23 protein-coding genes and 2 pseudogenes are annotated in these 24,917 nt (G+C 40.3%); 13 read left to right on the forward strand and 12 right to left on the reverse strand.

What is annotated here, in order from left to right; all coding sequences use genetic code 11:
• The first annotated feature begins 424 nt into the window (after positions 1 to 424).
• The 5 genes from KQP79_RS21875 to KQP79_RS21895 all read left to right on the forward strand — a co-directional run bounded on the left by KQP79_RS21875 (position 425) and on the right by KQP79_RS21895 (position 4,276).
• A complete protein-coding gene (locus tag KQP79_RS21875) occupies positions 425 to 1,441 on the forward strand; it encodes a DUF3871 family protein (protein WP_008646582.1) in 1,017 nt (338 codons plus the stop codon).
• 300 nt (positions 1,442 to 1,741) lie between these two features.
• Positions 1,742 to 2,014: a hypothetical protein gene (locus tag KQP79_RS21880; protein WP_008646583.1), complete on the forward strand. Its 273-nt coding sequence runs from the start codon at positions 1,742 to 1,744 to the stop codon at positions 2,012 to 2,014.
• Between the two features lie 154 nt (positions 2,015 to 2,168).
• Positions 2,169 to 2,819, forward strand: coding sequence for a tyrosine-type recombinase/integrase (locus KQP79_RS21885; protein ID WP_264386563.1), 651 nt, complete (start codon positions 2,169 to 2,171; stop codon positions 2,817 to 2,819).
• A gap of 468 nt (positions 2,820 to 3,287) precedes the next feature.
• The gene (locus tag KQP79_RS21890) at positions 3,288 to 3,746 is read left to right on the forward strand and encodes a lipocalin family protein (RefSeq protein ID WP_008646585.1); all 459 of its coding nucleotides are present in this window, start codon (positions 3,288 to 3,290) and stop codon (positions 3,744 to 3,746) included.
• Positions 3,747 to 3,838: 92 nt separating this feature from the next.
• Positions 3,839 to 4,276, forward strand: a complete 438-nt coding sequence (locus KQP79_RS21895; RefSeq protein ID WP_229093013.1) for a hypothetical protein — start codon at positions 3,839 to 3,841, stop codon at positions 4,274 to 4,276.
• A gap of 730 nt (positions 4,277 to 5,006) precedes the next feature.
• Here the strand turns inward: KQP79_RS21895 and KQP79_RS21900 are convergent.
• Positions 5,007 to 5,960, reverse strand: a complete 954-nt coding sequence (locus tag KQP79_RS21900; protein ID WP_061448464.1) for a hypothetical protein — start codon at positions 5,958 to 5,960, stop codon at positions 5,007 to 5,009.
• A 106-nt stretch (positions 5,961 to 6,066) separates the two neighbouring features.
• Between KQP79_RS21900 and KQP79_RS21905 the strand changes: the two genes are divergently transcribed.
• From KQP79_RS21905 to KQP79_RS21930, 6 genes are read left to right on the forward strand one after another with little or no spacing between them, the layout of a single operon-like run.
• Positions 6,067 to 6,294 (forward strand): helix-turn-helix transcriptional regulator, encoded by a 228-nt coding sequence (locus KQP79_RS21905; protein WP_021980359.1) that lies wholly within the window; start codon positions 6,067 to 6,069, stop codon positions 6,292 to 6,294.
• On the forward strand, positions 6,291 to 9,521 hold the full coding sequence (locus KQP79_RS21910; protein WP_032856133.1) for a type I restriction endonuclease subunit R: 3,231 nt from the start codon (positions 6,291 to 6,293) through the stop codon (positions 9,519 to 9,521). The genes KQP79_RS21905 and KQP79_RS21910 overlap by 4 nt, the downstream gene beginning before the upstream one ends.
• 12 nt (positions 9,522 to 9,533) lie before the next feature.
• Positions 9,534 to 11,195: an N-6 DNA methylase gene (locus KQP79_RS21915; protein WP_061448465.1), complete on the forward strand. Its 1,662-nt coding sequence runs from the start codon at positions 9,534 to 9,536 to the stop codon at positions 11,193 to 11,195.
• Entirely contained in the window at positions 11,188 to 12,321 is a 1,134-nt protein-coding gene (locus tag KQP79_RS21920) for a PDDEXK nuclease domain-containing protein (RefSeq protein WP_032844358.1), read from the forward strand. The genes KQP79_RS21915 and KQP79_RS21920 overlap by 8 nt, the downstream gene beginning before the upstream one ends.
• Positions 12,322 to 12,330: 9 nt before the next feature.
• Positions 12,331 to 12,630: a hypothetical protein gene (locus tag KQP79_RS21925; RefSeq protein WP_061448466.1), complete on the forward strand. Its 300-nt coding sequence runs from the start codon at positions 12,331 to 12,333 to the stop codon at positions 12,628 to 12,630.
• A complete protein-coding gene (locus tag KQP79_RS21930) occupies positions 12,627 to 13,229 on the forward strand; it encodes a restriction endonuclease subunit S (RefSeq protein ID WP_149963524.1) in 603 nt (200 codons plus the stop codon). The genes KQP79_RS21925 and KQP79_RS21930 overlap by 4 nt, the downstream gene beginning before the upstream one ends.
• Here KQP79_RS21930 and KQP79_RS21935 read toward each other — a convergent pair.
• Together KQP79_RS21935 and xerA are read right to left on the reverse strand one after the other, a co-directional pair.
• Positions 13,153 to 14,427, reverse strand: a complete 1,275-nt coding sequence (locus KQP79_RS21935; protein WP_225483800.1) for a restriction endonuclease subunit S — start codon at positions 14,425 to 14,427, stop codon at positions 13,153 to 13,155. The two genes, KQP79_RS21930 and KQP79_RS21935, sit on opposite strands and share 77 nt — an antisense overlap.
• Positions 14,428 to 14,484: 57 nt before the next feature.
• A complete protein-coding gene (gene xerA, locus KQP79_RS21940) occupies positions 14,485 to 15,477 on the reverse strand; it encodes a site-specific tyrosine recombinase/integron integrase (protein WP_061448467.1) in 993 nt (330 codons plus the stop codon).
• Positions 15,478 to 15,760: 283 nt separating this feature from the next.
• On the opposite strand from xerA, the pseudogene KQP79_RS26050 reads away from it, so the two are divergent.
• Both KQP79_RS26050 and KQP79_RS26055 read left to right on the forward strand, forming a co-directional pair.
• Positions 15,761 to 15,917, forward strand: a pseudogene (locus KQP79_RS26050) (restriction endonuclease subunit S); the annotation flags it as partial.
• A pseudogene (locus KQP79_RS26055) lies at positions 15,890 to 16,252 on the forward strand (restriction endonuclease subunit S); the annotation flags it as partial. The pseudogenes KQP79_RS26050 and KQP79_RS26055, both read left to right, overlap by 28 nt.
• Before the next feature lie 343 nt (positions 16,253 to 16,595).
• On the opposite strand, the gene KQP79_RS21950 reads toward KQP79_RS26055, so the two are convergent.
• From KQP79_RS21950 to KQP79_RS21990, 9 genes are all read right to left on the reverse strand, one after another.
• Positions 16,596 to 17,144 carry a hypothetical protein gene (locus KQP79_RS21950; RefSeq protein WP_032844353.1) on the reverse strand — a complete coding sequence of 183 codons (549 nt, stop codon included), beginning with the start codon at positions 17,142 to 17,144 and terminating at the stop codon, positions 16,596 to 16,598.
• A gap of 24 nt (positions 17,145 to 17,168) precedes the next feature.
• A complete protein-coding gene (locus tag KQP79_RS21955) occupies positions 17,169 to 18,362 on the reverse strand; it encodes a relaxase/mobilization nuclease domain-containing protein (RefSeq protein ID WP_061448468.1) in 1,194 nt (397 codons plus the stop codon).
• Positions 18,363 to 18,377: 15 nt separating this feature from the next.
• Positions 18,378 to 18,773, reverse strand: a complete 396-nt coding sequence (locus tag KQP79_RS21960; RefSeq protein ID WP_055255791.1) for a plasmid mobilization protein — start codon at positions 18,771 to 18,773, stop codon at positions 18,378 to 18,380.
• Between the two features lie 173 nt (positions 18,774 to 18,946).
• Positions 18,947 to 19,621 carry a hypothetical protein gene (locus KQP79_RS21965; RefSeq protein ID WP_061448469.1) on the reverse strand — a complete coding sequence of 225 codons (675 nt, stop codon included), beginning with the start codon at positions 19,619 to 19,621 and terminating at the stop codon, positions 18,947 to 18,949.
• Between the two features lie 50 nt (positions 19,622 to 19,671).
• Positions 19,672 to 20,019 carry a hypothetical protein gene (locus KQP79_RS21970; protein ID WP_061448470.1) on the reverse strand — a complete coding sequence of 116 codons (348 nt, stop codon included), beginning with the start codon at positions 20,017 to 20,019 and terminating at the stop codon, positions 19,672 to 19,674.
• Positions 20,020 to 20,155: 136 nt separating this feature from the next.
• Positions 20,156 to 21,541, reverse strand: a complete 1,386-nt coding sequence (locus tag KQP79_RS21975; RefSeq protein WP_061448471.1) for a virulence-associated E family protein — start codon at positions 21,539 to 21,541, stop codon at positions 20,156 to 20,158.
• Positions 21,542 to 21,545: 4 nt separating this feature from the next.
• Complete coding sequence (locus KQP79_RS21980; protein WP_061448472.1) at positions 21,546 to 21,863, reverse strand: DUF3853 family protein; 318 nt, start codon at positions 21,861 to 21,863, stop codon at positions 21,546 to 21,548.
• A gap of 178 nt (positions 21,864 to 22,041) precedes the next feature.
• Positions 22,042 to 23,286 carry a DUF6043 family protein gene (locus KQP79_RS21985; RefSeq protein ID WP_061448473.1) on the reverse strand — a complete coding sequence of 415 codons (1,245 nt, stop codon included), beginning with the start codon at positions 23,284 to 23,286 and terminating at the stop codon, positions 22,042 to 22,044.
• A gap of 17 nt (positions 23,287 to 23,303) precedes the next feature.
• Positions 23,304 to 24,794 (reverse strand): tyrosine-type recombinase/integrase, encoded by a 1,491-nt coding sequence (locus tag KQP79_RS21990; RefSeq protein WP_170267829.1) that lies wholly within the window; start codon positions 24,792 to 24,794, stop codon positions 23,304 to 23,306.
• Positions 24,795 to 24,917: the final 123 nt, after the last annotated feature.

A 24,917-nucleotide genomic window follows, 5' to 3' on the forward strand; every position in this document is an offset into this window, starting at 1 on the left:
ACCACTAATACGGTTTGGAGTTTCTTATTATATACCCCAACCCAAGAATAGGGTATCTAAAATCATACCCCCGCCCTTTAGATTTAGGTTGTGTTTCTATTTAGACTTTATGCAGTGATAGGGTGAAATATTTGATTCGTCAGTGAGCGTATCAGATGTATATCGTGCATAAGCCCCCTCTATTACCCCTAATACCCCTCACCAATCATTAGGAGAAATGAAAGGATAACATGAATCGCTATTCAGTCAACAAACGCTTTGAACTTCTGAAATATGCGGACTTATCAACGATTTGTATATGTCTACATATAAAGATGCACAAAGATAAGTGAATGAATAGAACTTCATGTTAAGCCCTCATTTNCTCATTTTGTCCTCAAATGCAGTATTTACTAATCATATTAACTTAATAATTTATCAGATTATGGAATCAACATTACAGATTATGCCAGTGCAGAGAATTAGTAGAAACTTTGGTGAATATGCAGAAGAAGCGGTAATAATTGAAGAGCCAATTATTAAGCAGAAACGCCCGTTATTTATTGAAGCCAATACGATTGAAGCCAGTTTGGAACATCTAAGGAATGATTGTATTATCCCTGTATTTGCCAAAGATAACGAAGCTACATTATCTCATGTGGCTTTTATCGAAGCGGTACAGGATGCAACCAATACATTCTTTAGCGGTGAACAAATTGAATCGCCAGATATTCGTGTTTCTCATGTAATCAAAGGCAGGATTCCCGAAGCAATTCATAAGCCAGCCAATCAGTTATTAGAGAGTGACAAGACTATCTACTATGAGAGGTGCGCTTTTGTTATTGAAGTTCCTACTATCTATGAGACAGTACACGGTAACAGGCTAACACTTACTATTGGTGGTGTCAGAGCTTATAACCACACCAATCTTTATTCAAAGAAGGGTGCGGAGCGGTTTAAAGTGTTTATTGGCTTCACCTGTAAGGTTTGCACAAATCTATGTGTATCTACAGACGGTTATCTTAGTTGTTTGGAAGTTACCAATACAAGGGATTTATATCAAGCGGTATTGGAAATGTTCCACAAATACGATGCAGCCAAACACATACATTTGATGCAGTCTTTAGGCAATACCTGTATGACAGAGCATCAATTCTGCCAACTATTAGGCAGAATGAGACTTTATCAATCATTACCACAGGGGTATCAAAAGGATATTCCTAAAATGTTGCTTACTGATACACAGGTTAACAATGTGGCTAAAGCGTATATCAATGACGAGAACTTTGGCAGCTTGGGAAATGACTTGTCTATGTGGAAGTTCTACAACTTGCTCACAGGCGCTAATAAGAGTAGCTATATAGATTCATTCTTGGATAGAGCCTATAATGCTACAGAACTTGCAACAGGTATATGTTCCGCTTTACACGGTGATGACAAATACCAATGGTTTCTTAGTTAGTGGTATTACACAGTATTTAACAGGGGCATCCATATAATAAGGGTGTCCCTTAATTTATTCATTACTTAATTAATAATTAAAGATTTATGTTACTAGCATTATTCGCTGTTATATTTTGGACTATTATGTTCTTTATTGCATGTGCAGTTTCGCCTATTGTATTCTTCTTCATGATTATTTGGGCTATATATCAATATTTCAAATTATTATGTTGAAGTAGTACATGAAGTACTAATAAGGGTATCTATATACTATATATAGGTACTCTTGCTATTTATAAACCTCTTAAATATTATAAATATGGTAATAGAAGGCAGTCGCGAATACAAGGCAGCGCAAGAACTTGAAAGAGCCTTGAATGATTATAGTTGGAATCCTAGAAGGTTTGCAGAGAGTACAAGGTGTTATCACCGTACACTACAGCAGGAATTAATAAAGACCATTGTGGAGATTATTCGCATGGTTGGCAGTAAGGACTATGGTACAGACCTTAGGAATCAGGCATCGCACGAACTTTGTCAACGGATAGTTGACAGTGGCGTGTTGGATGAAGCTCACCTACCTTTTATATAGGTTGAATGAAGTAAGGACATTATTTACTTAGTGTCCTTGCTTTATAATATTCACTTCTGTTATTAGTGAATGTTTAGCTAATAATCAGCAAGTTAGATATTCCAGTTTAAAATTAATATTCACTTATATTAGTTTCACTATAAAACAGAACGTTATGTCACTTAAATATTCAAGTACAACAGCAGATTATCTGCAATGGAGCGAAGCGATGAACTTAATAAGAAAATTGGCAAGGGATAGTAATTATAAGATGTCACTTCTTATTGCTTTAGGTTGCTTCACAGGTCTAAGAATTTCTGATATTCTTGCTTTGAGGTGGAATCAGATACTAGATGCAGAAGAGTTTACCATTACAGAGATTAAGACAGGGAAGCAAAGGACAATTAGGATTAACATGCAGCTACAACAACATATCAGAGATTGTTATGAGCATATAAATCCAGTTGGCATAAANAACATGCAGCTACAACAACATATCAGAGATTGTTATGAGCATATAAATCCAGTTGGCATAAATGCTCCTGTATTGATAAGTCAGAAGGGGACAGTGTATACAGTTCAGAGAATCAATGTCATGTTGAAGGAGATTAAGAAGAAGTACAGGTTACATATAGGCAATTTCAGTTGCCATTCTCTTAGGAAGACCTTTGGCAGACAGGTCTACAACATGAATAACGATAATTCGGAGCTTGCACTTGTCAAGCTCATGGAGCTATTCAATCATTCCAGTGTATCAATTACTAAGAGATACTTGGGATTAAGGCAAGAGGAACTACTTAATACCTATGATTGTCTTAGCTTCTGATAATTAGGTTGGTATGGAAGCTCAGAATTTCTACTTATATGGGGATTTGGCAAGTTTCATACCAACCTTGAATTATTGAGTAGAGACAGCTCTCAATGATTAATGAACAATAGTTCTTGCAAATATAAACATCTTTCGTAACTTTGTGGCAGTTTCAGCCTTTAGCGTTAAGGTTGACTTGTATTTATTACGAAAGGTGTTATTGATATTATCTTCTATTGACAAATTCTCGCAAGATTTGGAAGTAGTATGAAGATGATAGCAATAGCACCCATATCTGTTTGATTATGTTTCCCTTTATGGGATTTCATAGCTCTAAATAGGTGTGGGGTTGCTGTTGCTTTATCCATACTACAGGCAATGCGAGAAGCCAGTCAATAGGATGAAGTTAATAGTTCCCTGCACCTTCTTTATTTAATAATGCCTACCGTAGGGGAACAGGTTGGCAGAATTAAATTTATATCAATTATGAGAACATTGAGATTTATTGGAACGACCTTGTTAATGGTTGTGTTGTGTTTGAACTTTACCGCTTGTGGTGATGATGACGATGATGATACTCCTACTTCCGAGAAACTTGTAGGTCAGTGGATATTGGTTTATGAAGAAGGATATGAGAAGAATCCTGCATATCCCGAATATGATGAAGAGTGGTCGAGAGTCCCCGAAGGAGAATGTTATGATTATGGACATTTGACATTTAGAGCAGACGGAACATTCACTGAATATGAATTAGATAACTCTGTTATTGGTAATGGTAAATGGACATTAAGTAATGGTCTTCTATCTTTACGCTATGGTTCAGATACAGATGTGTATGATTTGAAAGTTACAGAGTTGACTTCTACCAAGTTGGTACTTGAATGTTATGAAGAGAAGTCAGATGGTGACAAGGAATATTCTAAAATGACATATCAGAGGAAATAACTACTATGAGAATCAGACTATTCACTATATTATTAACCTTCACTCTCTGTATTAGTAATGTGTACAGTGTTAATCCCGAAAGACAGAGAGGTATGAGGTACGCAGTAGAAGGACATTTCGCAGTCGGTGCATCAAGCGTAGAGAGTGCCATGAACTTTGGTTTCACAGCTTCCATAGGCTATCAACTTAATTCAAACATCTTCCTTGGTATAGGTGGAGGGTATATCAATTATCCGCAATACGCAGACGGCTATGTAGATAACGCCTTCCCTATTTATGCAGATGCCAAGTACAACTTCAATGACAAGAAGGTTTCACCGTTTGTACAGTTGAAAGCAGGATATGATGTTTCATGTAATAATGGCTTCTACACCAATCCAACCGTGGGAACAAGCTTTGCATTGGGACGTAATATGTTTCTTAATGTAGGACTTGGATATATCATAGACATAAACGAGGGGTATACAGGTTCAACCAAAGAGAACAAGACATGTGGTTCTGTCAATCTCAAGATTGGGTTTGAGTTTTAACAACAAAGAGAGGTCGTAGGTTTATTAACTTACTACCTCTCTTTACCTTCTAATTGCTGCCTTATTAATTACCTCCTTCTCTTCTTAACTAATTTATGCTTATCCTTCTTAGCTGAATTTGAGAATAGTTGTTCTAACATTTCCCTTGTAATAGGTAAATATGTAACCTCTGTTAATCTAGTCTCTCTAATCTCTTGTGGTAAATAATGAATTGTGTTAGTCTTCTTGGGTGTTACTTGCATATTTGTGTAGCAATAAATAGGTTGGTAATTGATTTATCTACAGTAAAGATACTAAGAAGCAGTGGAAGAATATAATACATGGAGCGAAGTTTTAAATATAGCATAGCAGGTACACATATATAAAAAATTCTGCATTTGGGTATAATAAGAAACAGTGATTTAATTCTTGATATGAGGAATTATTGCTAACTTTGCAGAGTAAGTTCAATGTTGACCTATTGTTGACCTCTGAACTTACATAGAGATAATTAATGTGTTGACAATCTGCCTTATACAAGGTTAGTATTAGAGTCTCATAATCTGGAGGTCCCTGGTTCAAGCCCAGGCTGGTCCACTTTAGAAATCAGCGACTTACGTTTGTGCGTAAATCGCTGATTTTCGTTTTGCGAAAACAATGCGAAAACAAAAGGTTTGAGTTTCACATTATTACAAATAGAATATTAGTTAATCTCTGTGATATTTTATTTGTTATTGGGTAGAATTTGATGTTATTCAAGTCCAAGTCGCTTTTCTAATTCTTGAATGTGATCATTCACTCTGCGTTTTCGTGTATCTTCCGAAACAAATTTATCACAATATACTTTTATGTTGCCACAAACAGAAAAGCAAACAGATGAAATGAAGAGTGTTATTGGTTTTACCAATTCTTGCTTTTCTTCATAAACAGCTCTTTTCGTTGCGTGTGACAATTCTCCGCGATAACAATACATTATGTCAATAAGAGAATCAAAATTCAGTTCTTTGTGTTTATCGGTGCATTCCTGTTTAATCTCTAAATACAAATCATAGTTCCGCTCTTTAATCATGCTTATTGTCGATAATACAGCATATTTAAGCATGTTAGATTTCTTAAAATTCTGTTTTTGCTCTCCAGAAAATTTACCCTTTGCAAAACAATATTCTAAAATCATGTAAAAATGAATATAAGCAGAAATATAATCTAGTTTGTCTAGATAGCTATTAGCTTCTCGAAAGAAATTATATGGAACTTTGGCTTCTGGTATAAATGTCTTATCAAGCATTAGTTTAGAGAAATTGTCACTAGTAATTAATACCTTTTTCTGTTTGTTTAATGATTTTCTCATAGAAAACAATAACTCGTTTTTAGCCTTGTCTGTCCATGATAAGTCTAAGTATTCATTATAATAGACTTTCATTATGCCATGTTGAAATCCACCATAAACTTCTATATTACGAAATATATCAAGCACCCTACTGTCAAGGTATTTGTCCACATTCATGGTAAATGATTTGTTTTCTCCATTTTTAGACAATTCGACTAAATCTGAATGCTCAATACTAATCTCTTTGGAAACAGATAACATGTACATTCCGCCCTCAAGATATAAACTAATTTTATGTAAACAATATAATATCTGTACTGGCTCTTTCAGTGCAAAGTTTCCATCAATAATTGTTTTGGCAGTAAATATAATATTCATATAGCCTATCTGATTTAAATATTCGAGTGTAAAGTTAATAAATTTATTTCCAAACAATAACGAAAATGAAAAATAATCATTATTTTTGCAATCAAAAGATGCAATAATGGAAGACGTAAACAGAATTAAACTCGTTTTAGTAGAGAAAAAACGTACCAGCAAATGGCTTTCAGAACAAATGGGGGTTAATCCATCAACTGTGTCAAAATGGTGTACAAACACATCGCAGCCAGATATAACCAGTTTGCTAAGGATTGCAGATTTGTTGGAAGTAGATATTAAAGAATTGATAGTTCGCGAGTATAAATCATATATATTGTCTCAAAAGGCATGAAGCAGTTTTCTGAAGCGACTCGGGTACAGATGCCTGCAATGGTTCATCTTACCCGAATAGGATATACTTACTTTGGTAAGCTGAGTGAAGATAAGAACGGCACAGTCTATGACGGTGACACGAATATTCTTTTACCTGTTTTTGAGCAACAGTTCAAAAAACTGAACCCTGGTCATGAGGGTGAATGGATGCAAGTGCTGAAAGACATCCGCAAAGAACTGAACGATGATGACCTTGGACGTGGCTTTTACAACCGCCTTAAAGTCGTATCTCCTGTAAAACTGATTGACTTTGACAATATCGAAAACAATACTTTCCATTTTACAGCTGAGTTTACTTGCAAGAATGGTCAGGATGAGTTCCGGCCAGACATCACCCTGTTTGTAAACGGACTGCCGCTTTGCTTCGTAGAAGTAAAGAAACCAAATAATCATGGTGGTATGCTGGCAGAAAGCGCACGGATGAACAAAGAGCGTTTCCCGAATAAGAAGTTCCGTCGCTTCATCAATATAACCCAACTGATGATTTTCAGTAATAATATGGAATACGATGCGTTGGGTGGTATCGTACCCATACAAGGGGCTTTCTATTGTACAGGCGCACGCACTTATTCTCCATTCAATTGCTTTCGTGAGGAAAACCCAAGCGGCCAGAAAATTGCTCCATACCATCATGATTATCCATATAAGGAGATTGACAGGGTAGCGGAAAAGAAAATACTGTCTGATTACAACTGTCAGGTAATCCATACCAGTCCCGAATATCAAACGAACCTCGATTTCAATACGCCCACCAACCGTATATTGACTTCCATGTGTTCGCCAGAACGCTTATTGTACATCATTAGATATGGTATCGCTTACGTCCGCATGGAGCGAGAGGTGGACGGCAAGATTGAATCTACCGACCAAAAGCATATCATGCGTTACCAGCAATTGTTTGCATCATTGGCTATTCGTAAGAAACTTGCCGAGGGAATAAAATCAGGAGTTGTTTGGCATACACAAGGTAGTGGAAAGACAGCTTTGTCTTATTATCTGACCTATATTCTCAATGACTTCTATTCTAAGCAGAACAAGGTCGCCAAATTCTATTTCATTGTTGACCGCCTTGATTTGTTGGAGCAAGCCACACAGGAATTTGAAGCCCGTGGACTGGTGGTTTCAACTGCTAACACAAGGGCGGAACTGATGGAGCAGTTCCGCAGCAACCAAGCACAACAAGGAACAAGCGGCCAAGCTGAGATTACAGTCGTGAATATACAACGCTTTGCAGAGGATAAGGAAAAAGTACGCATCAATGACTATGCTACAAATCTGCAACGTATCTTCATTCTCGATGAAGCACACCGTGGCTATAAACCCGGTGGATGTTTTCTTGCCAACCTTTTTGATGCGGACACTGATTCGATAAAGATAGCTCTCACGGGTACTCCGCTGTTAAAAGAGGAACGTGCAAGTTGCAAGGTCTTCGGCACTTACCTGCATACCTATTATTATGACAAGTCCATTGCAGACGGTTATACGCTGAAAATCATTCGTGAGGATATAGAAACATCCTACAAAGAGCGACTTTCGGACGTGTACGACAAGCTGGACACATTGGTGCAAAAGAAAGACATCCGCAAATCGGAAATCATAGAGCACCCCAGCTATGTGAACGAGCTGGCTCACTATATCATGCAGGACTTGAAAGAGTTCCGTAAGATACAAGGAGACGATACATTAGGCGGTATGGTCATCTGCGAAACCAGTGAACAAGCAAGACGGCTTTATGATGTATTCCAAGAGGAGTGGCAGAAATACCAACCAAAGCCTATCAAGATTAAGCTCCCTGACGGGACGTTTGTGGTAGGTGAACCCGAAGTGGATTACAAATCAAAGTATAGACCACTGAAAGCCGGAATCATTCTCCACGACACAGACGACAAGGAAACAAGAAAACAGACAGTCAAGGATTTCAAAAAGAATATGACCGTAGATATTCTTATTGTCTTCAACATGCTATTGACTGGTTTTGATGCACCTCGTTTGAAGCGTTTGTATTTCGGTCGTAAGCTGAAAGACCATAATCTACTTCAAGCCATTACCCGTGTAAATCGTCCATATCCGGGAATGCGTTACGGATTTGTCATTGACTTTGCCGACATTAAACGTAACTTCAAAGAAACAAACGAGGCTTATCTGCAAGAGTTGAATCGTTTTAACGATGTGGAAGAGACTGGTGACGGCAATGCCACAGACACTTTCACTCAAGTGATTGAGGACAAGGACGAGATTGTGGCACAAATGAAAAAAGTACGCCAGACCCTCTTCGATTATTCCTACGATAATGCGGAAGAGTTTTCTTCGGAGATTTCCACGGAAGAAGACAAGGCTGTTCTGCTTGACCTAAAACAGGCTTTGGAATCTGCGAAAAATATGGCAAACCTCGTGCGTACTTTCGGCGATGAGGACATGAAGGAACAATTCGCCAAACTTGAAATCACGAAGTTGCCTCAGTTGCTTTCCGAAGTACAAAGGCGTATTGGCATCATCAACCAAAAGGAAGCTTTTAGCATCGGTGATGAAACAAAGACACTAATCAATGAGGCGATGATGGATATAGAGTTCACCTTCTCTAAGATTGGACAGGAAGAAATGCGCCTTATTTCGGGTGGAGCGGAGCTGAAAGAGAAATGGCAACGCACCATTGCCTCGTTTACCCAGAACTTCGACCAAGACGATCCTGAATTTATGTCGCTGCGTGATGCTTTTATGGAACGCTTCAAGGAGCATGGCTTTGTGATTGACAGCATAGCCAAGTTCAACGAAGAGACTCAGGCTTTGGATGAAATCATAACCCGTTTGCAGGACTTGCAAAAACGAAATAATGCTTTGGTAAAGAAATATAAAGGGGATGAGAAGTTTGCCCGAGTACACAAGCGCATCCGTGAGGTCAACAAACAAAGAGAAGAGAAAGGGCAGAAGCCGATGTTCTCATTCCTTGATGATGAGATTGTAGCCATTCTCAATATTATCAAAGAGGATGTGGATGCCAAAGTATATGACCGTAACGATATTTTGAAAAAAGATGCATACTTCGGGCGCACGGTAATGGCTCTTATCAATGGGTGTTTGTATCATTTTCCACAAATAAGGCCGGAAATGGACGATTATAAGTTCATCCAGCAACGAATTTCACAACAATATATCAACCAATACAATGCCACATACGGCATGGCTTAAAAAGAAGGAATTATGTCAGATATAAAAGAAAAAACATTAAAGCTCATTGACGGACTGAAAGCGACATGCCAGTCTTACGGTATGGGCAACGATGGCAACGAATATAAGATAATCACTCAGGTGTTTCTCTATAAATTCTTGAACGACAAGTTTGGCTATGAGTTGAAAAACGCCAAAAGCGATATTGCCAAGAAACTGATAGGGGATGTGAAATGGGAAACGGCATACGAGAACCTTTCGGATGATGAGCGTATGCTTATCCAAAGTGCCATTTCGCCCGATGTTCCTATGCTTGAGCCTTATCACCTGATAGCTAACCTTTGGAACCAGCAAAGTAAAGGGGATTTCGATACAATCTTTGATTCCACGATGACAGACATTGCGGAGCAAAATGCGGATATTTTCTCTACGCAAACAACTGCCAACACAAAGATTCCTTTGTTTGAGGCTTTAACACCGTTTGTGACTGACACGGCACAACGTGCGCCATTCGCTCGTGCTTTGGTGGACAAGCTTGTGAACTTCTCTTTTGAAGAGGCATTTGCTCAAAACTACGATTTCTTCTCCAGTATATTTGAGTACCTGATAAAGGACTACAATACAGCCGGAGGTGGTAAGTACGCGGAATACTATACTCCTCATGCTATTGCCACGATTATGGCCCGTCTTTTGGTGGGTGACAATGCTGACCTTCATAGTATGGAATGTTATGATCCATCAGCAGGAACAGGAACCCTTCTTATGGCACTTAGTCACCAGATTGGTGAAGACCGTTGTACCATCTTCTCGCAAGATATTTCTCAACGAAGCAACAAGATGCTGAAGCTGAATCTGCTGCTTAATGGGCTTGTCTCTTCACTTGACAATGCTATTCAAGGTGATACCCTTGTTAATCCTTATCATAAGAGCGATGGCGGACAGCAACTGCGCCAATTCGACTTTGTTGTCAGCAATCCGCCCTTCAAGATGGATTTCTCAGATACAAGAGAAAAGATAGCTGCCATGCCTGCACGTTTCTGGGCAGGAGTGCCTAATGTGCCTGCTAAGAAAAAAGAATCAATGGCAATCTATACTTGCTTTATCCAGCATGTTATCAACTCGCTGAAAAAGACAGGCAAGGGTGCGATTGTTATCCCAACCGGATTTATCACAGCTAAAAGTGGTATTGAGAACAAGATACTTCATAAAATAGTAGATGATAAGATTGTATATGGCTGTGTTTCCATGCCAAGCAATGTATTTGCCAATACGGGTACGAATGTAAGTGTGTTATTCTTCGACAAGTCGGCAACCACAGATAAGGTAATTCTGATTGATGCCAGCAAATTGGGTGAGGAATACAAGGATGCCAACGGATTGAAGAAAGTACGTCTAAACGATGAGGAGATAGAAAAGATTGTCGGCACATTCCAACGCAAGGAGGCCGTAGATGATTTTTCTGTAGCCGTTACCTACGATGAGATTAAGGAAAAAGGATATTCGCTCTCAGCCGGACAATATTTCGACATCAAGATTGATTATGTAGATATTACCGAGGAGGAATTTAACCAACGTATGGCTAACTATAAGCAAACCCTTTCCGAACAATTTGCAGAAAGCCATCGGTTGGAAGAAGAAATCATGAAACAGTTGAATGCTTTGCAATTCAACGTAAATGTAGGCGACAATGAGTAAAGGATTGACCATCATAGACAAGGACTATACCCAGTGGGTAGAAAATCTTAGTGTGCGTTATCGGCAAAGTCAAATCAAAGCCGCCGTAAGAGTAAACCGAGAATTGCTCAAGTATTATTGGGAACTTGGTCGAGACATAGAAGAAATGCACGTTGAAGAGCGTTGGGGACAGAGTGTCATTAAGAATCTCTCTGTGGATTTACAACTCAAGAATCCGAATTCAACGGGGCTTTCTCGTACTAACATCTATTATGCAAAAAAATTCTATTTGCTTTATTCTCAACACCTAAAGGTTGTCCCACAAACTGTGGGACAATTAGAGGATGAAAATGGGCCACAATCTGCGGAAGACTCTTCTGAAGTTGTCCCACAGCCTGTGGGACAATTGAAAGAGATGCTTTTTTCAATACCTTGGGGACACCATCGTTATTTGATTGACAGATATGGAACTGAACCAGAAAAGGCTTTCTTTTATGTAAAAAAGACAATGAAAGAGGGGTGGAGTCGTGATGTGCTTCTCAACTTTATGGACTCAGGACTATATGAACGAGAGGGCAAGGCCCTGACAAACTTCACACGTACATTGCCAGACGAGGCAAGCGACCTCGCACAAGAACTGACGAAAGACCCTTACAATTTTGCCTTTACAGGAATAACGAAACCCTACAATGAGCAAATTCTCAAAGATGCATTGCTCGCCAACATATCCCAATTCCTGCTGGAACTCGGTACGGGATTTGCATACGTTGGCAAAGAATACCGACTTCAGATAGGACAAAAGGAAAAATTTATTGACTTGCTTTTCTACAACATAAATTTATCATGCTATGTGGTAATTGAGGTTAAGATTGGTGAGTTTGATTTTCAAGACTTGGGTCAGTTAAGTGGTTATGTGGTTGCATGCAATCATATCCTCAAGAAAGAGGGAAGAGATAATCCTACAATCGGTTTACTCATCTGTCGTCAAAAGGATTCATTACTTGCGCAATACGCATTGGAGGGAAGTAATCTTCCTTTAGGAATATCTGAATATGAGTTATCTAAACTCTATCCTAAAAAGGTGGATGGAACAATACCAACGATTGAAGAGATAGAAGCAAAATTGGGCAATAAAGATAAAAGTTGAAAGAAAAATATGATAGATTATGATAAAATAACCGAATATATGACCACTATGGGATTGAATGCGAATGGTGGTTTTCAGTTGTCTGCATTTGCGATAAATGAAATGTTAGACAATCATTACTCTATATCCGAAAAAGACTTGCACGATGGTGTAGAATGGCTAAAAGCTAAGATGAAAAAAGAAGTTGAAGAAAATCCATATTGGACTACAGAGCATAAAGAAGATGTAAAAAATGGACAAGAATACTTTTTGAATTGCTTTGAACATGAAGCCAAATCATATCTAAAAAATCAAAATAGATTATTATGATTTTGACGAAATATAAATTGGGAGAAATCCTTGATGTTACAAGAGGTGCAAGTCTCAGTGGCGAGTATTACGCCACTGAGGGTGAATATATCCGTCTGACTTGTGGCAATTTCGACTATCAGAACAACTGTTTTAAGGAGAACAAGTCCAAGGACAATCTTTATTATGTCGGAGACTTCAAATCTGAGTTTCTAATGGAAGAGGGAGATATTATTACCCCTTTGACAGAACAGGCAATAGGCTTGCTTGGTTCTACTGCCATTATTCCTGAAAGCGGCAAATACATACAAAGTCAAGATGTAGCAAAGATTATCTGCAAGGAAGACTTGTTAGATAAGGATTTCGCATTTTATCTCATATCCTCCGCCCTCGTTAAGCAACAGCTAAGTGCTGCTGCCCAACAGACTAAAATTCGTCACACTTCACCTGATAAAATCAAGGATTGCACAGTGTGGATTCCCGAATTATCTGAGCAAAAACGCATCGGTAAGTTATTGCGCTCCATTGACCGCAAGATAGAACTTAACCGAGCGATAAATCAGAATTTACCGATACTTGACCGTTCATCAGAAGTGGTAGAAGTTCGTCACGCTGCTTAATTAAATATGATATTTCCTCATGCAACTTCACTACCTGCTCAAAGATTGGTGATATCAGTTCCTCAAATCTAACCGCAATATCTTTATTATCAGGTATGGCAATTGTGCTTTGTTGTAAATGATCTTGCGTAATATGTCCCATCGTTGTTTTCCTTGCTTCTGCCACTTTCTTAAATACATCAATATAATCCAAAAGTTGAAAATAGTAAAATGACTTCGGGAAATCATTTGCAGAAGTAACCTTAAAGATATGCTGATTAAGTCCTCCAAGTCCATAAGCCCAAAGCATAACTTCCAGTGATGCCGACCATGAAAATAGCACATCACCATTATACACCTTTACTGACTCTGGTATATTTGACGTTACCTCTTCTGTGTCATCGGAAATACCATCGTGCATTTCTCGTATCTTAATAACAGGCAATGACTCTTCATCATCCTTTGGTCTGAATTTCTGACAAGCCAAACCATTTGTAAAAACAGCAATTTCAAAGAGGTTTCCACAATGCCAACCAACAGGAATGTTGCGTTTTAGTTTCTCATTCCAAACCATCTTACCACCACTTGATTTATAAGGTTTGCCCTCCTCATTCGGGAAGTCAAACTGCACGAACCAGTAATCGTAGAACTGCTTTGCCATTGCTTCTAAATTCTGATTTATCCGACGGTTGAGTTCAATTTTCTTGTCCAATGCAGAGAATATTTCGCCAATTCGCTCTTGATTACGTAATGGAATCATTGGAACTGGAAACGAATTGAGCGCTTCAACGGATAACGCATAGCGTTGTCCGCTTCCAGAAGCATTACAAGCGAAATATTTCTTTGCATAGTCAGTATGCAGAAGGGCGTTTAGGTAACGTCCATCTAAAATATCTTTGTTTGGAGTAATCAGGGCGCAATGGTACCCCAAGATAACATCATCAAAATCATCGGCAATATAAGTGGGAACACCAATGTCATCACGAGTCTCACTATCCTTGGTTAAAGCTACTTGACCTTTCTTTAATTGGAACTTGGAAATCTCATTGGGACGGGCAGTCGCAAACATAAAGCCATCATGCTGAGCTGTGGTTATAGCCCAGTTATAATAGACATCAACAAAGTTGCAAAGCCGGATTTCTTGTTCGCCGTCTTTTGTTTTCTTGTCAACCCCACTAATTTCTACAGTGGCAATATCTCCCAGTTTCTGTTTATCCATTTGCATCCTATTTGGATGCAAAGTTACACATTTTCAAGCAGAATCCAGCATGATTACTTATCCCAAGTATTTCTTATGGGCTAACTTTACATTGTTTTGGTTCACAATGGCATAATGCAAGGTAGTATCTATACGCACATGACCGAGCAGACGTTGCACCTGTTCAATGGGCATACCTTTGTCAATAGCCATTGTTGCAAGTGTACGACGAAACTTATGCGGATGAACCTTAGGCATAGAAAGGGACTTTCCTAATTCCCGGATTCTTACTTCTACACCGCTAATTGTTAGGCGAGTATGAGGTGAGTGGAGGGAAACGAATAAAGCAGGATTGTCATCTGTGCGTTCATCAAGGTATTGCTGCAAATGTAGTTTAGTTCGGGCATTGAAGTAAACAACACGTTCTTTGTTGCCCTTGCCAAATACCACGCACTGGCGTTCATGGAAGTCAATATCTTCACGATTCAACTTAACCAATTCACCCACACGAATGCCCGTGGAAGAAAGAATGTCTATAAGGGCAAGGTCTCGTTTGTTGGTGCAACTATCCCGCAGTTGCTCCAGCTGCTCGTCAGAAAGCACCTCCTTAACAAGCGAATCTGTCTTAACCTTGTGGATACGTCTAACGGGACTTTTGGCAATATAATCTTCATCTTCCAACCATGCAAAGAAGCTGGAGAAGATGCGTCTCATGTTGTCTATGGTCACTTTACTGGATTGGTGCTCTTCCTGATAACCGGATAGATAGGCTCGAATATCTGATGTTGTTATATGACAAATCGCTACTGAAAGCGTAAGTAATAATCGCTCAATAGTATTACGGTAATATGCCAATGTCTTCTCTGAGCACCCCTCTATCTTCTTTGCCGAAATAAACGAGCTTAGAAGATGCTCATTCTCTTGCGCTTGTTGTTTGGAACAATCTTCTTTTTCGACTATTTCTACATTATGTAACTCTGATGCAAGCACAGTTTTAAGCCGTGCCATTTGTCGGCAGTCCAAGTCACGCTGCATCTCCGCAACTATTGCCTGAATGATGTTTTCTTTCATAATTCTATAAAAATGATGTATTATAATATAGAATATAAGCAAGAGAGACCTGATAGCCTCTCTTGTGCATTTTTAATTAGTCTTCGTTCCAATGCCTTTCACATTCAGGACAGCAATTGACGCTAGATTCTGCATAGAACTCATGTCCACAACATTCACAAACGATTCTAAGGAATCTCTTTCGAATAATTCTATACCTCATAATGTAATTATTAAAGGTCATGTGGGAATATGCCCATGTATATATGAATAGTAATTTAGCAGCACAACGGGTTAAAAAGAGTCGATAAATCAGAATTTAGAGGCGATGGCAAAACAGCTTTACGATTACTGGTTTGTGCAATTTGACTTTCCGAATGAGGAGGGCAAACCATACAAGTCGAGCGGTGGTGAAATGGTTTGGAATGAAAAGTTGAAACGTAAGATACCAAATGAATGGGACAATTGCAAGCTAAAAGATTTTATCAATCTTTTTGATTCAAAACGCATTCCTTTATCAAGTAAAGATAGAGAGGAAAGAAAAGGCAACTATCCGTACTATGGTGCAACAGGTATTATGGACTATGTAAATGAATATATCTTTGATGGAGATTATATTCTGTTGGCAGAAGATGGTTCAACTTCTGATTCAAAAGGATTCCCTATCGTACAATATATATGGGGTAAGAATTGGGTGAACAATCACGCACATATAATTCTTCCCAAAAACGAACAATATTTAATGTTTACCTATCAAATGCTTAGGAGCATTCCTGCAAAGCAGATAGAAACTGGTTCTATTCAGAAAAAAATCAGTCAAGAAAACCTCTGTGAGTATAATATGGTATTACCTAATTCAATTTTGATTGAGAAATATGAAAGTATCATATCTCCATTATGGGAGAAACGCAAACTATGTATTGAAGAAATCAACGCTTTGATTAAGCAGCGAGACGAACTTCTTCCACTCTTGATGAACGGTCAGGCATCGGTAAATTCTGATTTATTGGCATGCATCTTATCCTATATCTTGATTTCGGTATACAGAAACTTAGGCATAATTTCATTTGCCGGCAATTTGCCGATAAACACAAAAACCACAATAAGTAGACTATAACAGGGGCGGAACACCGTCCCTGTTAGTTGTATGTTACATAATATACAACCAGCCCTAATCCCAACGTATAAACGAGTAAGAATATCACCAAGCCTCTCATCCAAAAATCCGAGAACCAAACGCCTTCATTCCGTCTGAGGATTTTACGCATGTTGGATTCATGTTCAGTAATAAGTTTCGATTGTTCGGCACGGTGATTTGCCAATACCGAAATCCAACTTTCTACAGAATGGTCTATCAGTTGCTTAAGCTTTGCAAGTTGGTCAGGGGTAATTGTTGTTTTGAATTTCGTGTCTCGTTCAGCTTTCACAATGGCATTGCAGATGCCATTGACAATATTATCGCAACTGCCAACTGCCGCTTTGAGCGCACCCTCAATGTGACATTCGGCAGCGATAGCTTTCTCCAAATCCTCATTGAACTTTATCAGCGTTTCTTTTGCCTCTCTGATTTCTACGAGAAGTTTATCAATTTCTTGCTTTTCTGACTCAATTTGTTGGTTCATTTCAACCTTCTCCAGCATGTCATTGACATTTATAGGCGATGTGCCTCTTGATTTTCCTATACCCATGTTCTTGTATTTATAAAAAGTGAATTATCTGTGCAGCCCTTTCCTGCGTTTGCACATGCTGTTTGCCATTCGTGCGCAACGGCGTGCCCATTCAAGTTCATCCTCATCCTTGTCTTTTCCCCAACCTCCAGTGTCAGAACCGCCACCGCCACTTGAAACAGCTATACTGGTAGCAGCATCCATATATCCTGCAAAGAGTAAAAGAGCCGTGTGTTGTATCTCTTTAATCTTAGCTAACGGATGAGCTTCCTTCAAAGAACAATCTTGCCGGATGATATTGTCAGCGGCTTCGGGTATCTCTACATGGTAGCTGTGATATTCGTCTGTCGCAATATCGTAATGCTTTATAACAGGCAGTAAAATAGGAGTCAAATCTGCTGTCCGTGTTTGTTGAGGAATAGATTTTGTTGGCTCGGATTTCCTTTCCTGCTGATGCAGTTTTGCCCAAGTAGCCTCTATCTTTGATGGAGTCAGATTTCTCCCGATACCCAACACGGATGATTTATAATTTGAGTTACCCCGTTTGATGGAATAACCATAAACTTTTCCCTTATCATTTTCTTGTATGTGTACTTTGTAACCTCGTTTTGTCAGTTCCATTTCATATTGTCGCCAACTGAATTTGTCCATTGTACGAAGTATCTCCATACAACAGTTTGAGATTTCCTGCTTGTGCCGTATACCTATTTCTTCAGACTGCACCCAGCCACGTCTCTCGTTGATGATATTCGCAGCCATGACTGCCCTCTCACCAATCTTATGGCTATCATTTATTTTCCCATTCATATCCACACGGTTGGCATCAATGTGCAGGTGTAGAATGCCACTCTTAGAATCACGATGCAGGGCGGCTATGTACTGCGAACCTTTGAGATTGGTTTGTTTTGAGGAAGCCCGTTTGGTCTTTTGGGAAAGGTCTATGGAATCGAATACCCGGATGAACTCATCTGCCCAACGAGCCCAGTCATCCATTGTCCAGTTTCGGCTCTCTTTTTCGGACGGGGAAATTTCAATTCTTATCACGTTTCTGCCAAGAGGTCTGCCCTTGTTGATTTTCTCGGTAAACATCTTCTGCACGAGCATCATCCGACCGTACATCGCTTCCGGTGAAATATCATCGGGCAACAGGTTGGCTTTGACTATATCCGCTCTGTCTTTATTGACGGAATATCTTATGGCATTTGCACCATGTGGAATGGTACTGGCTTTTGCTATCATAATAGGTAAGGATTTTTATTCTGTTAGGTAATTCTTTATCTGGCCCCAGCGGTTAATAAGCTGTGTAGCTGCTATCATCCATCGCTCTACAAAGCGTGTGTCGCGGAAGTATATGGCTCGTTTGTCCGCTTGGATGGATTTCACGGCTGCCGCAATACGGATAAGGTCGCCCCTTGCATCCGTCAGACTGCATAAGGCTTCTACCTCACGCTCAGACAACCGTTGCCGTGGATGCTGCCCTAAAGCAGTGCGGCGCACATAGTTGCTCATGGATAAACCGCAGGTCTTGGCAAGTTCTTTCGCTTTGGCGTATTCCTGTTCCGTTACTCTGGCTTCAAGTCGCAGGGTACGCTTTATAACTTTCTTGTCGTTTTCTTCGTCAGCTTCATTGTTGATATTCTTTTTCTTCATGTTTTGTTATGTTATGGGTGAGACATCAATCTAAAAAGGGACAGCAGGGTGGGAGCTTGCGACTGCCGGAATACGCCTATGTAGTACGGATGAGTGTAACGAATTTGTGCGACATAGGAACTTCTTGCAAGACCCCGCACAAAATATAGGCTCTACCGCCATATCCAATATGATTATGTCTGACCATCTGCTGAAACATCCTCGTTAGATTCTTCCTCTCTCGCAGGCGGTGGAGAAACCGAAGCAGAAGGGAAAGAAAAAGAGGACGAGAGTAGTTCCCCTTTGTCTGATATAACAGGTAATTTGTCTTCAAAGGAAAAATCAGTGTCAGAAATACAGCCCTCATTCATTACTTCTGATTGACTGTAATCATTAGAATTGGAAACGTTTTCCTCCAGCGGGGGTGTTGGTAAAAGAGGCTTCGCATCATTGGATAGTGCGCCTGTATTCTCTCCTTCCTCTTGTCGGTTTTTGATTCGAACATAGAAAGGATTGTCTATACGATTGCCATTTTCCATCCATGCCGATATACATTTCAGGGTATGAACGCTTGTTCGGTTGTTCTGCGTAGATGCGACAATTCCCAACTGGTTCATCTTGTTAAGTACGCGGGATATGGTCTTTTTGTCATAGCCTAACTTGCAGGACAAATCCACTTCCGAAAGGATGGCTTGCCCCACTTGTAAGGTTGTGGAAAATCCTTTTATGGCATAGTCGGTTTCTTCCAACACAGCCGCTTCAATAAGTCGGTGCAATATCTTCATACGGTCAATGCCGTATTTGCTTCCTGCCAGATACGCAAGTTGCTCTGACGAAAGCACTATACAATAGTTCAAATCTGTTTTCATCGTCTGTATAATTTGAGATGGTTTATAAATGGTGCAGCCAAAAGAGAAAGTCAGCGGTGCATACCGTAACCTCTCTCCGGCACATAATACTCCTTGTCGTATGCGATGTGGTCAAGCACGTCTTGAAGCCTGTCAAGTTGACGGCTGTCTAATATACGGATGGCGGCAATGGTAATGTTCTGTGAAGCGATACGGCGGTGTTCACAATTCCGTTCTGATATACTTCCGTCTCCATCGGCATGGACACTTCGTAGGTAATTGTTCACCGCCTCGGTCTGTTCCTTGCTTGGAAAGGTGGAGGGATAACGGTCTTGAACATACGTAACCATGTGGCTGACCGCATTTGCCAACAACGGGTCACATTCTTGTAGCTGTTTGATAAGTTCTTCTTTCCTCATATTGTTGGTTTATATTGTCCCGTGTCCCAAGCGTTTTTTATAATTTTCTATTTTGCTTACTTCCTGTTTTTATTCTTTTTCGAGGGCAAAAGGGGGACAAGGGGACATTGGTTTTTTCTTTTCCCTTATTTTGAAATTAAAATGGTAATTCCAGTTCACTTGGCAGCGTTGCGCAGGACTCTTCACTTGGAGCGTCCACCCTCACCCATGGGTATTTCGTCCGTCCCGTCTTATCGCAGTAGGCTGGATGCAGCCCCTTGACCTTCTCCTGTTCACTCCGTTTCCAATTGGGAAACATGGACATCAGGCGGTTGAGGTATTGCGAAGTGTATTTGGACGGATTTCGTCTGACTAAATCATTGGGCAGTTCCTCTATAATCTGCCGGGCACAAACCATATTGAGTGAGGTCATTGTGGAATTTGGTTCTGAGTATGCTCCTTTCTGATAAGCCAGTCGTGTCGGAATCATCCAATTTGCATACTGCACGGGAACCTCACGTTCCAGATACATTTCTATGTCCTCCATGATTGGGTCAACAAGAATGTTGGAATGTTGCATCTGCACCTCGTTGGCCTCATTCTCCATGTCCGGTGACAAGTAGAGTTTCATTCCTTGTCGATAATATGCGTATGCCTCTGCCCAAAGTTGAGGAACGGAACACTGCAAATCATCCAACCAATCTGACACATGACCGCTGCCTTTGACAGGGATAATCCACCATCGGCGGTTTCCATTGTCTCCTTGTAGGAAGTTCATTTCATTAGTAGTCGCAGCAAAAACATTATGCCGCATGAACTCCACCACCTTATGCCCATAAGCCGGACGCATATAATCACTGCAACGGCTTAGAAAAGCCTTGGCTGCTTCCGCGTCATTCGCCCGTTTTAAACCATTCAACTCACTGATTTCAATAATCCAACCGTTGGTTATGGTCTCCACTTTCTCCTTGTCACCACTGGCGAAAGAGAATGAATCGTTGAACCATCTCCCACTGATGGCTTTGAAGAAGGTGCTTTTACCAATACCTTGGGGACCGGGCAAGGTCAGTACGTTGTCAAACTTGCAACCTGGATTGAATACTCTTGCTACAGCCGCCACGAACCAAAGTTTTGTCTGTTCCCTAACAAGCGGAGTGTCATCCGCTCCAAGATAATCTATGATGGTTGTGGCTATGCGAGGTTGTCCGTCCCATGTCTCTTGTGCGATGAATCCCTGTACAGGATTGAAACTCCGTTCAGAAGAAGTGGTCTTCAATATCTCAAATACCTTATTCTGCGTCAGACGTATTCTGTATGTCCTTTCCAAATAATCCTGTATCTTTCCTGCCGACTCTTCATCTATCTTGTTTCCGTTGACATTGCGGAACAAAGGGCAGAAACATACATCGTCCTGACAGAAGGTATCGTACCTTATCTGACTAAGATTCTCATCCAGTGTGAAAATAAGCCGGAGATTACTGATGGAACGAGCAGGATTTCCGTAACTGTCTGTTGCCAGATTCTTTTTCCAATCATCTTCCATACACCTATTCTTTGATGCGAATGCCACCTGATTCCTTTGCCAAAGCCAACGCAAGGTCTGCATCCACTACGATTTTTCGTCCTATCTGTGTGATAGCTTTATCTATGATACCGCTTTTCTTAATGCGGTTGGCGGTGGGTACGCTACAACCGAATACACGGGCGATACCCTCTATACCATAGTAGTTGCCTTTGGATGCCACTTGGGGAATGGCCACTTCTGTACTTTCCACACTTTTAGTGATGAGAAAGCAAAGCTCCTCACCCGTCATCATGGCGATGGGCTTTTGGAGTAGTTGGGTAAAATTGAGTTTTTCTTCCATATCTTTACTTGTTTGATGATTAAATACTTTAAGCCTCGGTTCAACTCTGTGAAACCGATTTCGCAAGCAAAGGTAGTGTATGAAACTCTGTGTGTTGGTCGGTTTATTTATACCTTAATTTTACCGACCGAATTACAACAGATGTTTGCTGTAAAAAACGGATAGCTGGATTTCCCAACTACCCGTTATTGGCAAAATAGTCCGTCCATCGGTCTATTATCCGTTTTGCTTTGGTGTAACTGCTTCCTCTTTGAGGTGAGTTCAACGTAAGTTCTTTGATTTCCCAGTACCGCTTCTGTGGAATGTCGTGCCCGTAATGTCGTTGAGAGAACTGTTCTATGGCACGGTGGAATGTCATGTATCTTGTGGACGCTTTTATCTTGCCAGACTTTACCAATGATTTCAACAGATAGGCAAGACTTATGTCCTCTGTATTCTCTTCAAGAAACAAAAGGATACCCAGCTTGATACGTTCCTTGTCGCCCAAAAGAATATCATCCAATGATTGTATCACCTTTCTATTGCCTCGCCTGCCTTTTACTTTTCGTAAGGCAAACATCACCTCCTTCCAGATTTCTGGGTTACACTTCTCAACGGTGTTTTCCCAATCCGCTTTGGTTTCTGCGCCCATCTCTATACTTCCATTTACAAGCAGGGTAACGCATGACTTTACAAGAAGTATATCGCCATGGTCAACCTCTTCACTGTTCAACAGACGGTTAAGTAATTTGGCCATACGTGAAAGACCGTGGTCAAATACCACGAAATAATACATACAATAAGCCAAATCCTCTTTCTTTTCCATTACACGGTCATACAGGTTAGCCATGAACCCACCAATGAATACTGCATGAAAGAGGAAAACAATTTGAGAGATATAGGTCAGGAACTGATAAACCATTTTTCTTTCCAGTTTGCTCAACAGATAACATCCTTTGCTGTTTCTCATGAACATATCTAATTGCCCAATCAAGTAGGACCTTAACTCCTGCGGCAGACGATTCCATATTTCAATAGGTGTTTCAGAATGAACCATCAGTAGCCCTGACTTTGGAGAAGTGAGCAGTTCTACCGTACCTGTTTTCACATTGATGCCTATCCACAAACGCATGTTGGTGATACATCTGGCGATGGTCTCGGTATATTGGCCAGCCCATTGTTGGTTTGCAATGTCTGACACATCCTTGCCGTTTACAAAATCAGAGAGCCAGTTATACATCATCAGGGCTTCAGGTGGTACGCAATCCCGCATCATCAGATACATGTCCATCATAACTGATATGTTACCTTTAGCCACAGCATCTATGCGCTTACAAAAGTTGGCATACGCTTCCTCATTGGCCGATTTCCACGCACGAATAGCCATATCAGCAGTATCCTTTCTTTTGGAATAGGATTTTATCCTCTCTATGAAGTTTATCATTGTATTACTGATTAAGGTTATCTGAATAGTTTGAGCAATTCTTCTGTGGACATGCTTGCCAGCTTCGCTAACAGAGCATCCCTTTCAGAAGTGTTATCCAAGTTTAGCAGTTTTGAATTGTTTTGCATCTGTATATCGAGAGGATAATGCTCAATGTAGATTTGAGTAATGGCATGATCAGAAGTTGAATGCCCCATGCTTTCAGAGATATAATCCATATCCACTCCGGCATTATGCAGATTAGTAGCAAACGAGTGTCGGCACCATGTGCCGGACGGACAGATGGACTTATCCCAATTCAATGCCTCATGGCAAATCTTGATGACTCGGTCTTTCACGTTTGAGTTTTCTTGTACCGTGTATTTGCGGCGCAGTTCTTCTGTCTCCGATCCCTTTAATATGTCGGGGAACACCAAGCCATCACGAGTCGGAGGCGCAGCAATCTCATCCAAGATATATTGTAAGGGAGGGATAATAGGAACTATCACCTCGGAACCATCGGGGCATCTTCGGGAAGTCTTTTTGCGATTGAAGCGGAACGCCTTGCCTTCTGTCTGGTAATAATAACTGTTGTAAGTCAGACGTCCGGCATCAGCCATGTTGAAACCATTACACAGGTATTGCGCAAGGAACAGCCCTAATGAATAATGGGCACGTTTCATATAATCTTCCGTCCAATGTTCGGGGTATTGCTTTGAAACGAAAAGGTTATAAAGCTCTGTCATCTGGTTTACGTTCAGGAAACTCTGCTTGCGCTTTGCGCTCTTGGGAATGCTTACCAAGCCTTTCTCTTTCTTGTTAGAAAAGGGATAAGGAACATCTTTGAGGTAGCCCTCATGCACACACCTGTTCCATACGGCACGGCAACAACGCAAATAAATACCGGCCGTAGTGTCGCTGATTTTCCCGACAATCGCACCATTTTCATCTTTTACCCCATTGTGCATACCATCCTTCCACTTCTGAAGTTCTGCCGCACTGATACAAAAGCCTTTTATGGCATTCTCTCCAAGAATCTTTCTGAATGATTTGAGAGAACACTCGTAACTTTCGGCTGTGGTAAAGCGTACTCCGCCATCTTCTGTTCGGAGGTCATGGATGACTTGCTCCCAAATGCCAACAAAAGATTGAGAGACAGTAGCGTTGTCATCTATGGATGTTGCTTCTTCACCGTCTATTATACATCGACGTACCATTTCGTATGTGAGGATGCCTCCCTTGTTCAGATTCATCAAGATTTCCTTGTACTTGGGAATAAACGTGTCCTTCCATTCCTTTTGCAACTTGTAGTTCTCGCTCCTACATTTTACAGCACTACAAATGTCCGAAAACTCTTTTGCAGTATAAGACCCACCAACGGGATAATAAAAAGCTCTACGTTCTAATGTAAAACGCACAGATAAAGGGTACTCACTTGATTTCCTCCTGTTGGTTCGAATATCAAGGGCAAGTGAAACGGTACAACCACGCTCTTTGAAAAGAGATAAGGACTTAGTCAATTTTTCCATTGCATTCATTGTTTATGTTCAACATAACCTCTGAATACAGCCGCTTTGCGATGTGAGGCGTACATACACAAAACGCTGCATATAACCACAGAGTTCCTATCCTTAGAAGGATAAAAACATTGT

This window comes from Bacteroides sp. DH3716P (assembly GCF_025914115.1).
GTDB classification, from domain to species: Bacteria; Bacteroidota; Bacteroidia; order Bacteroidales; family Bacteroidaceae; genus Bacteroides; species Bacteroides ovatus.

Bases quoted from the DNA above. Each gene is read 5' to 3' on its own strand.
- KQP79_RS21905 (WP_021980359.1), top strand. From the start codon at position 6,067: ATGGAAGACGTAAACAGAATTAAACTCGTTTTAGTAGAGAAAAAACGT.
- KQP79_RS21980 (WP_061448472.1), bottom strand. From the start codon at position 21,863: ATGGAAGAAAAACTCAATTTTACCCAACTACTCCAAAAGCCCATCGCC.
- KQP79_RS21990 (WP_170267829.1), bottom strand. From the start codon at position 24,794: ATGGAAAAATTGACTAAGTCCTTATCTCTTTTCAAAGAGCGTGGTTGT.
- KQP79_RS21890 (WP_008646585.1), top strand. From the start codon at position 3,288: ATGAGAACATTGAGATTTATTGGAACGACCTTGTTAATGGTTGTGTTG.
- xerA (WP_061448467.1), bottom strand. From the start codon at position 15,477: ATGAAAGAAAACATCATTCAGGCAATAGTTGCGGAGATGCAGCGTGAC.
- KQP79_RS21975 (WP_061448471.1), bottom strand. From the start codon at position 21,541: ATGGAAGATGATTGGAAAAAGAATCTGGCAACAGACAGTTACGGAAAT.
- KQP79_RS21920 (WP_032844358.1), top strand. From the start codon at position 11,188: ATGAGTAAAGGATTGACCATCATAGACAAGGACTATACCCAGTGGGTA.
- KQP79_RS21880 (WP_008646583.1), top strand. From the start codon at position 1,742: ATGGTAATAGAAGGCAGTCGCGAATACAAGGCAGCGCAAGAACTTGAA.
- KQP79_RS21930 (WP_149963524.1), top strand. From the start codon at position 12,627: ATGATTTTGACGAAATATAAATTGGGAGAAATCCTTGATGTTACAAGA.
- KQP79_RS21900 (WP_061448464.1), bottom strand. From the start codon at position 5,960: ATGAATATTATATTTACTGCCAAAACAATTATTGATGGAAACTTTGCA.
- KQP79_RS21910 (WP_032856133.1), top strand. From the start codon at position 6,291: ATGAAGCAGTTTTCTGAAGCGACTCGGGTACAGATGCCTGCAATGGTT.
- KQP79_RS21915 (WP_061448465.1), top strand. From the start codon at position 9,534: ATGTCAGATATAAAAGAAAAAACATTAAAGCTCATTGACGGACTGAAA.
- KQP79_RS21875 (WP_008646582.1), top strand. From the start codon at position 425: ATGGAATCAACATTACAGATTATGCCAGTGCAGAGAATTAGTAGAAAC.
- KQP79_RS21935 (WP_225483800.1), bottom strand. From the start codon at position 14,427: ATGGATAAACAGAAACTGGGAGATATTGCCACTGTAGAAATTAGTGGG.
- KQP79_RS21955 (WP_061448468.1), bottom strand. From the start codon at position 18,362: ATGATAGCAAAAGCCAGTACCATTCCACATGGTGCAAATGCCATAAGA.
- KQP79_RS21970 (WP_061448470.1), bottom strand. From the start codon at position 20,019: ATGAGGAAAGAAGAACTTATCAAACAGCTACAAGAATGTGACCCGTTG.
- KQP79_RS21950 (WP_032844353.1), bottom strand. From the start codon at position 17,144: ATGGGTATAGGAAAATCAAGAGGCACATCGCCTATAAATGTCAATGAC.
- KQP79_RS21960 (WP_055255791.1), bottom strand. From the start codon at position 18,773: ATGAAGAAAAAGAATATCAACAATGAAGCTGACGAAGAAAACGACAAG.
- KQP79_RS21965 (WP_061448469.1), bottom strand. From the start codon at position 19,621: ATGAAAACAGATTTGAACTATTGTATAGTGCTTTCGTCAGAGCAACTT.
- KQP79_RS21925 (WP_061448466.1), top strand. From the start codon at position 12,331: ATGATAGATTATGATAAAATAACCGAATATATGACCACTATGGGATTG.
- KQP79_RS21895 (WP_229093013.1), top strand. From the start codon at position 3,839: ATGAGGTACGCAGTAGAAGGACATTTCGCAGTCGGTGCATCAAGCGTA.
- KQP79_RS21985 (WP_061448473.1), bottom strand. From the start codon at position 23,286: ATGATAAACTTCATAGAGAGGATAAAATCCTATTCCAAAAGAAAGGAT.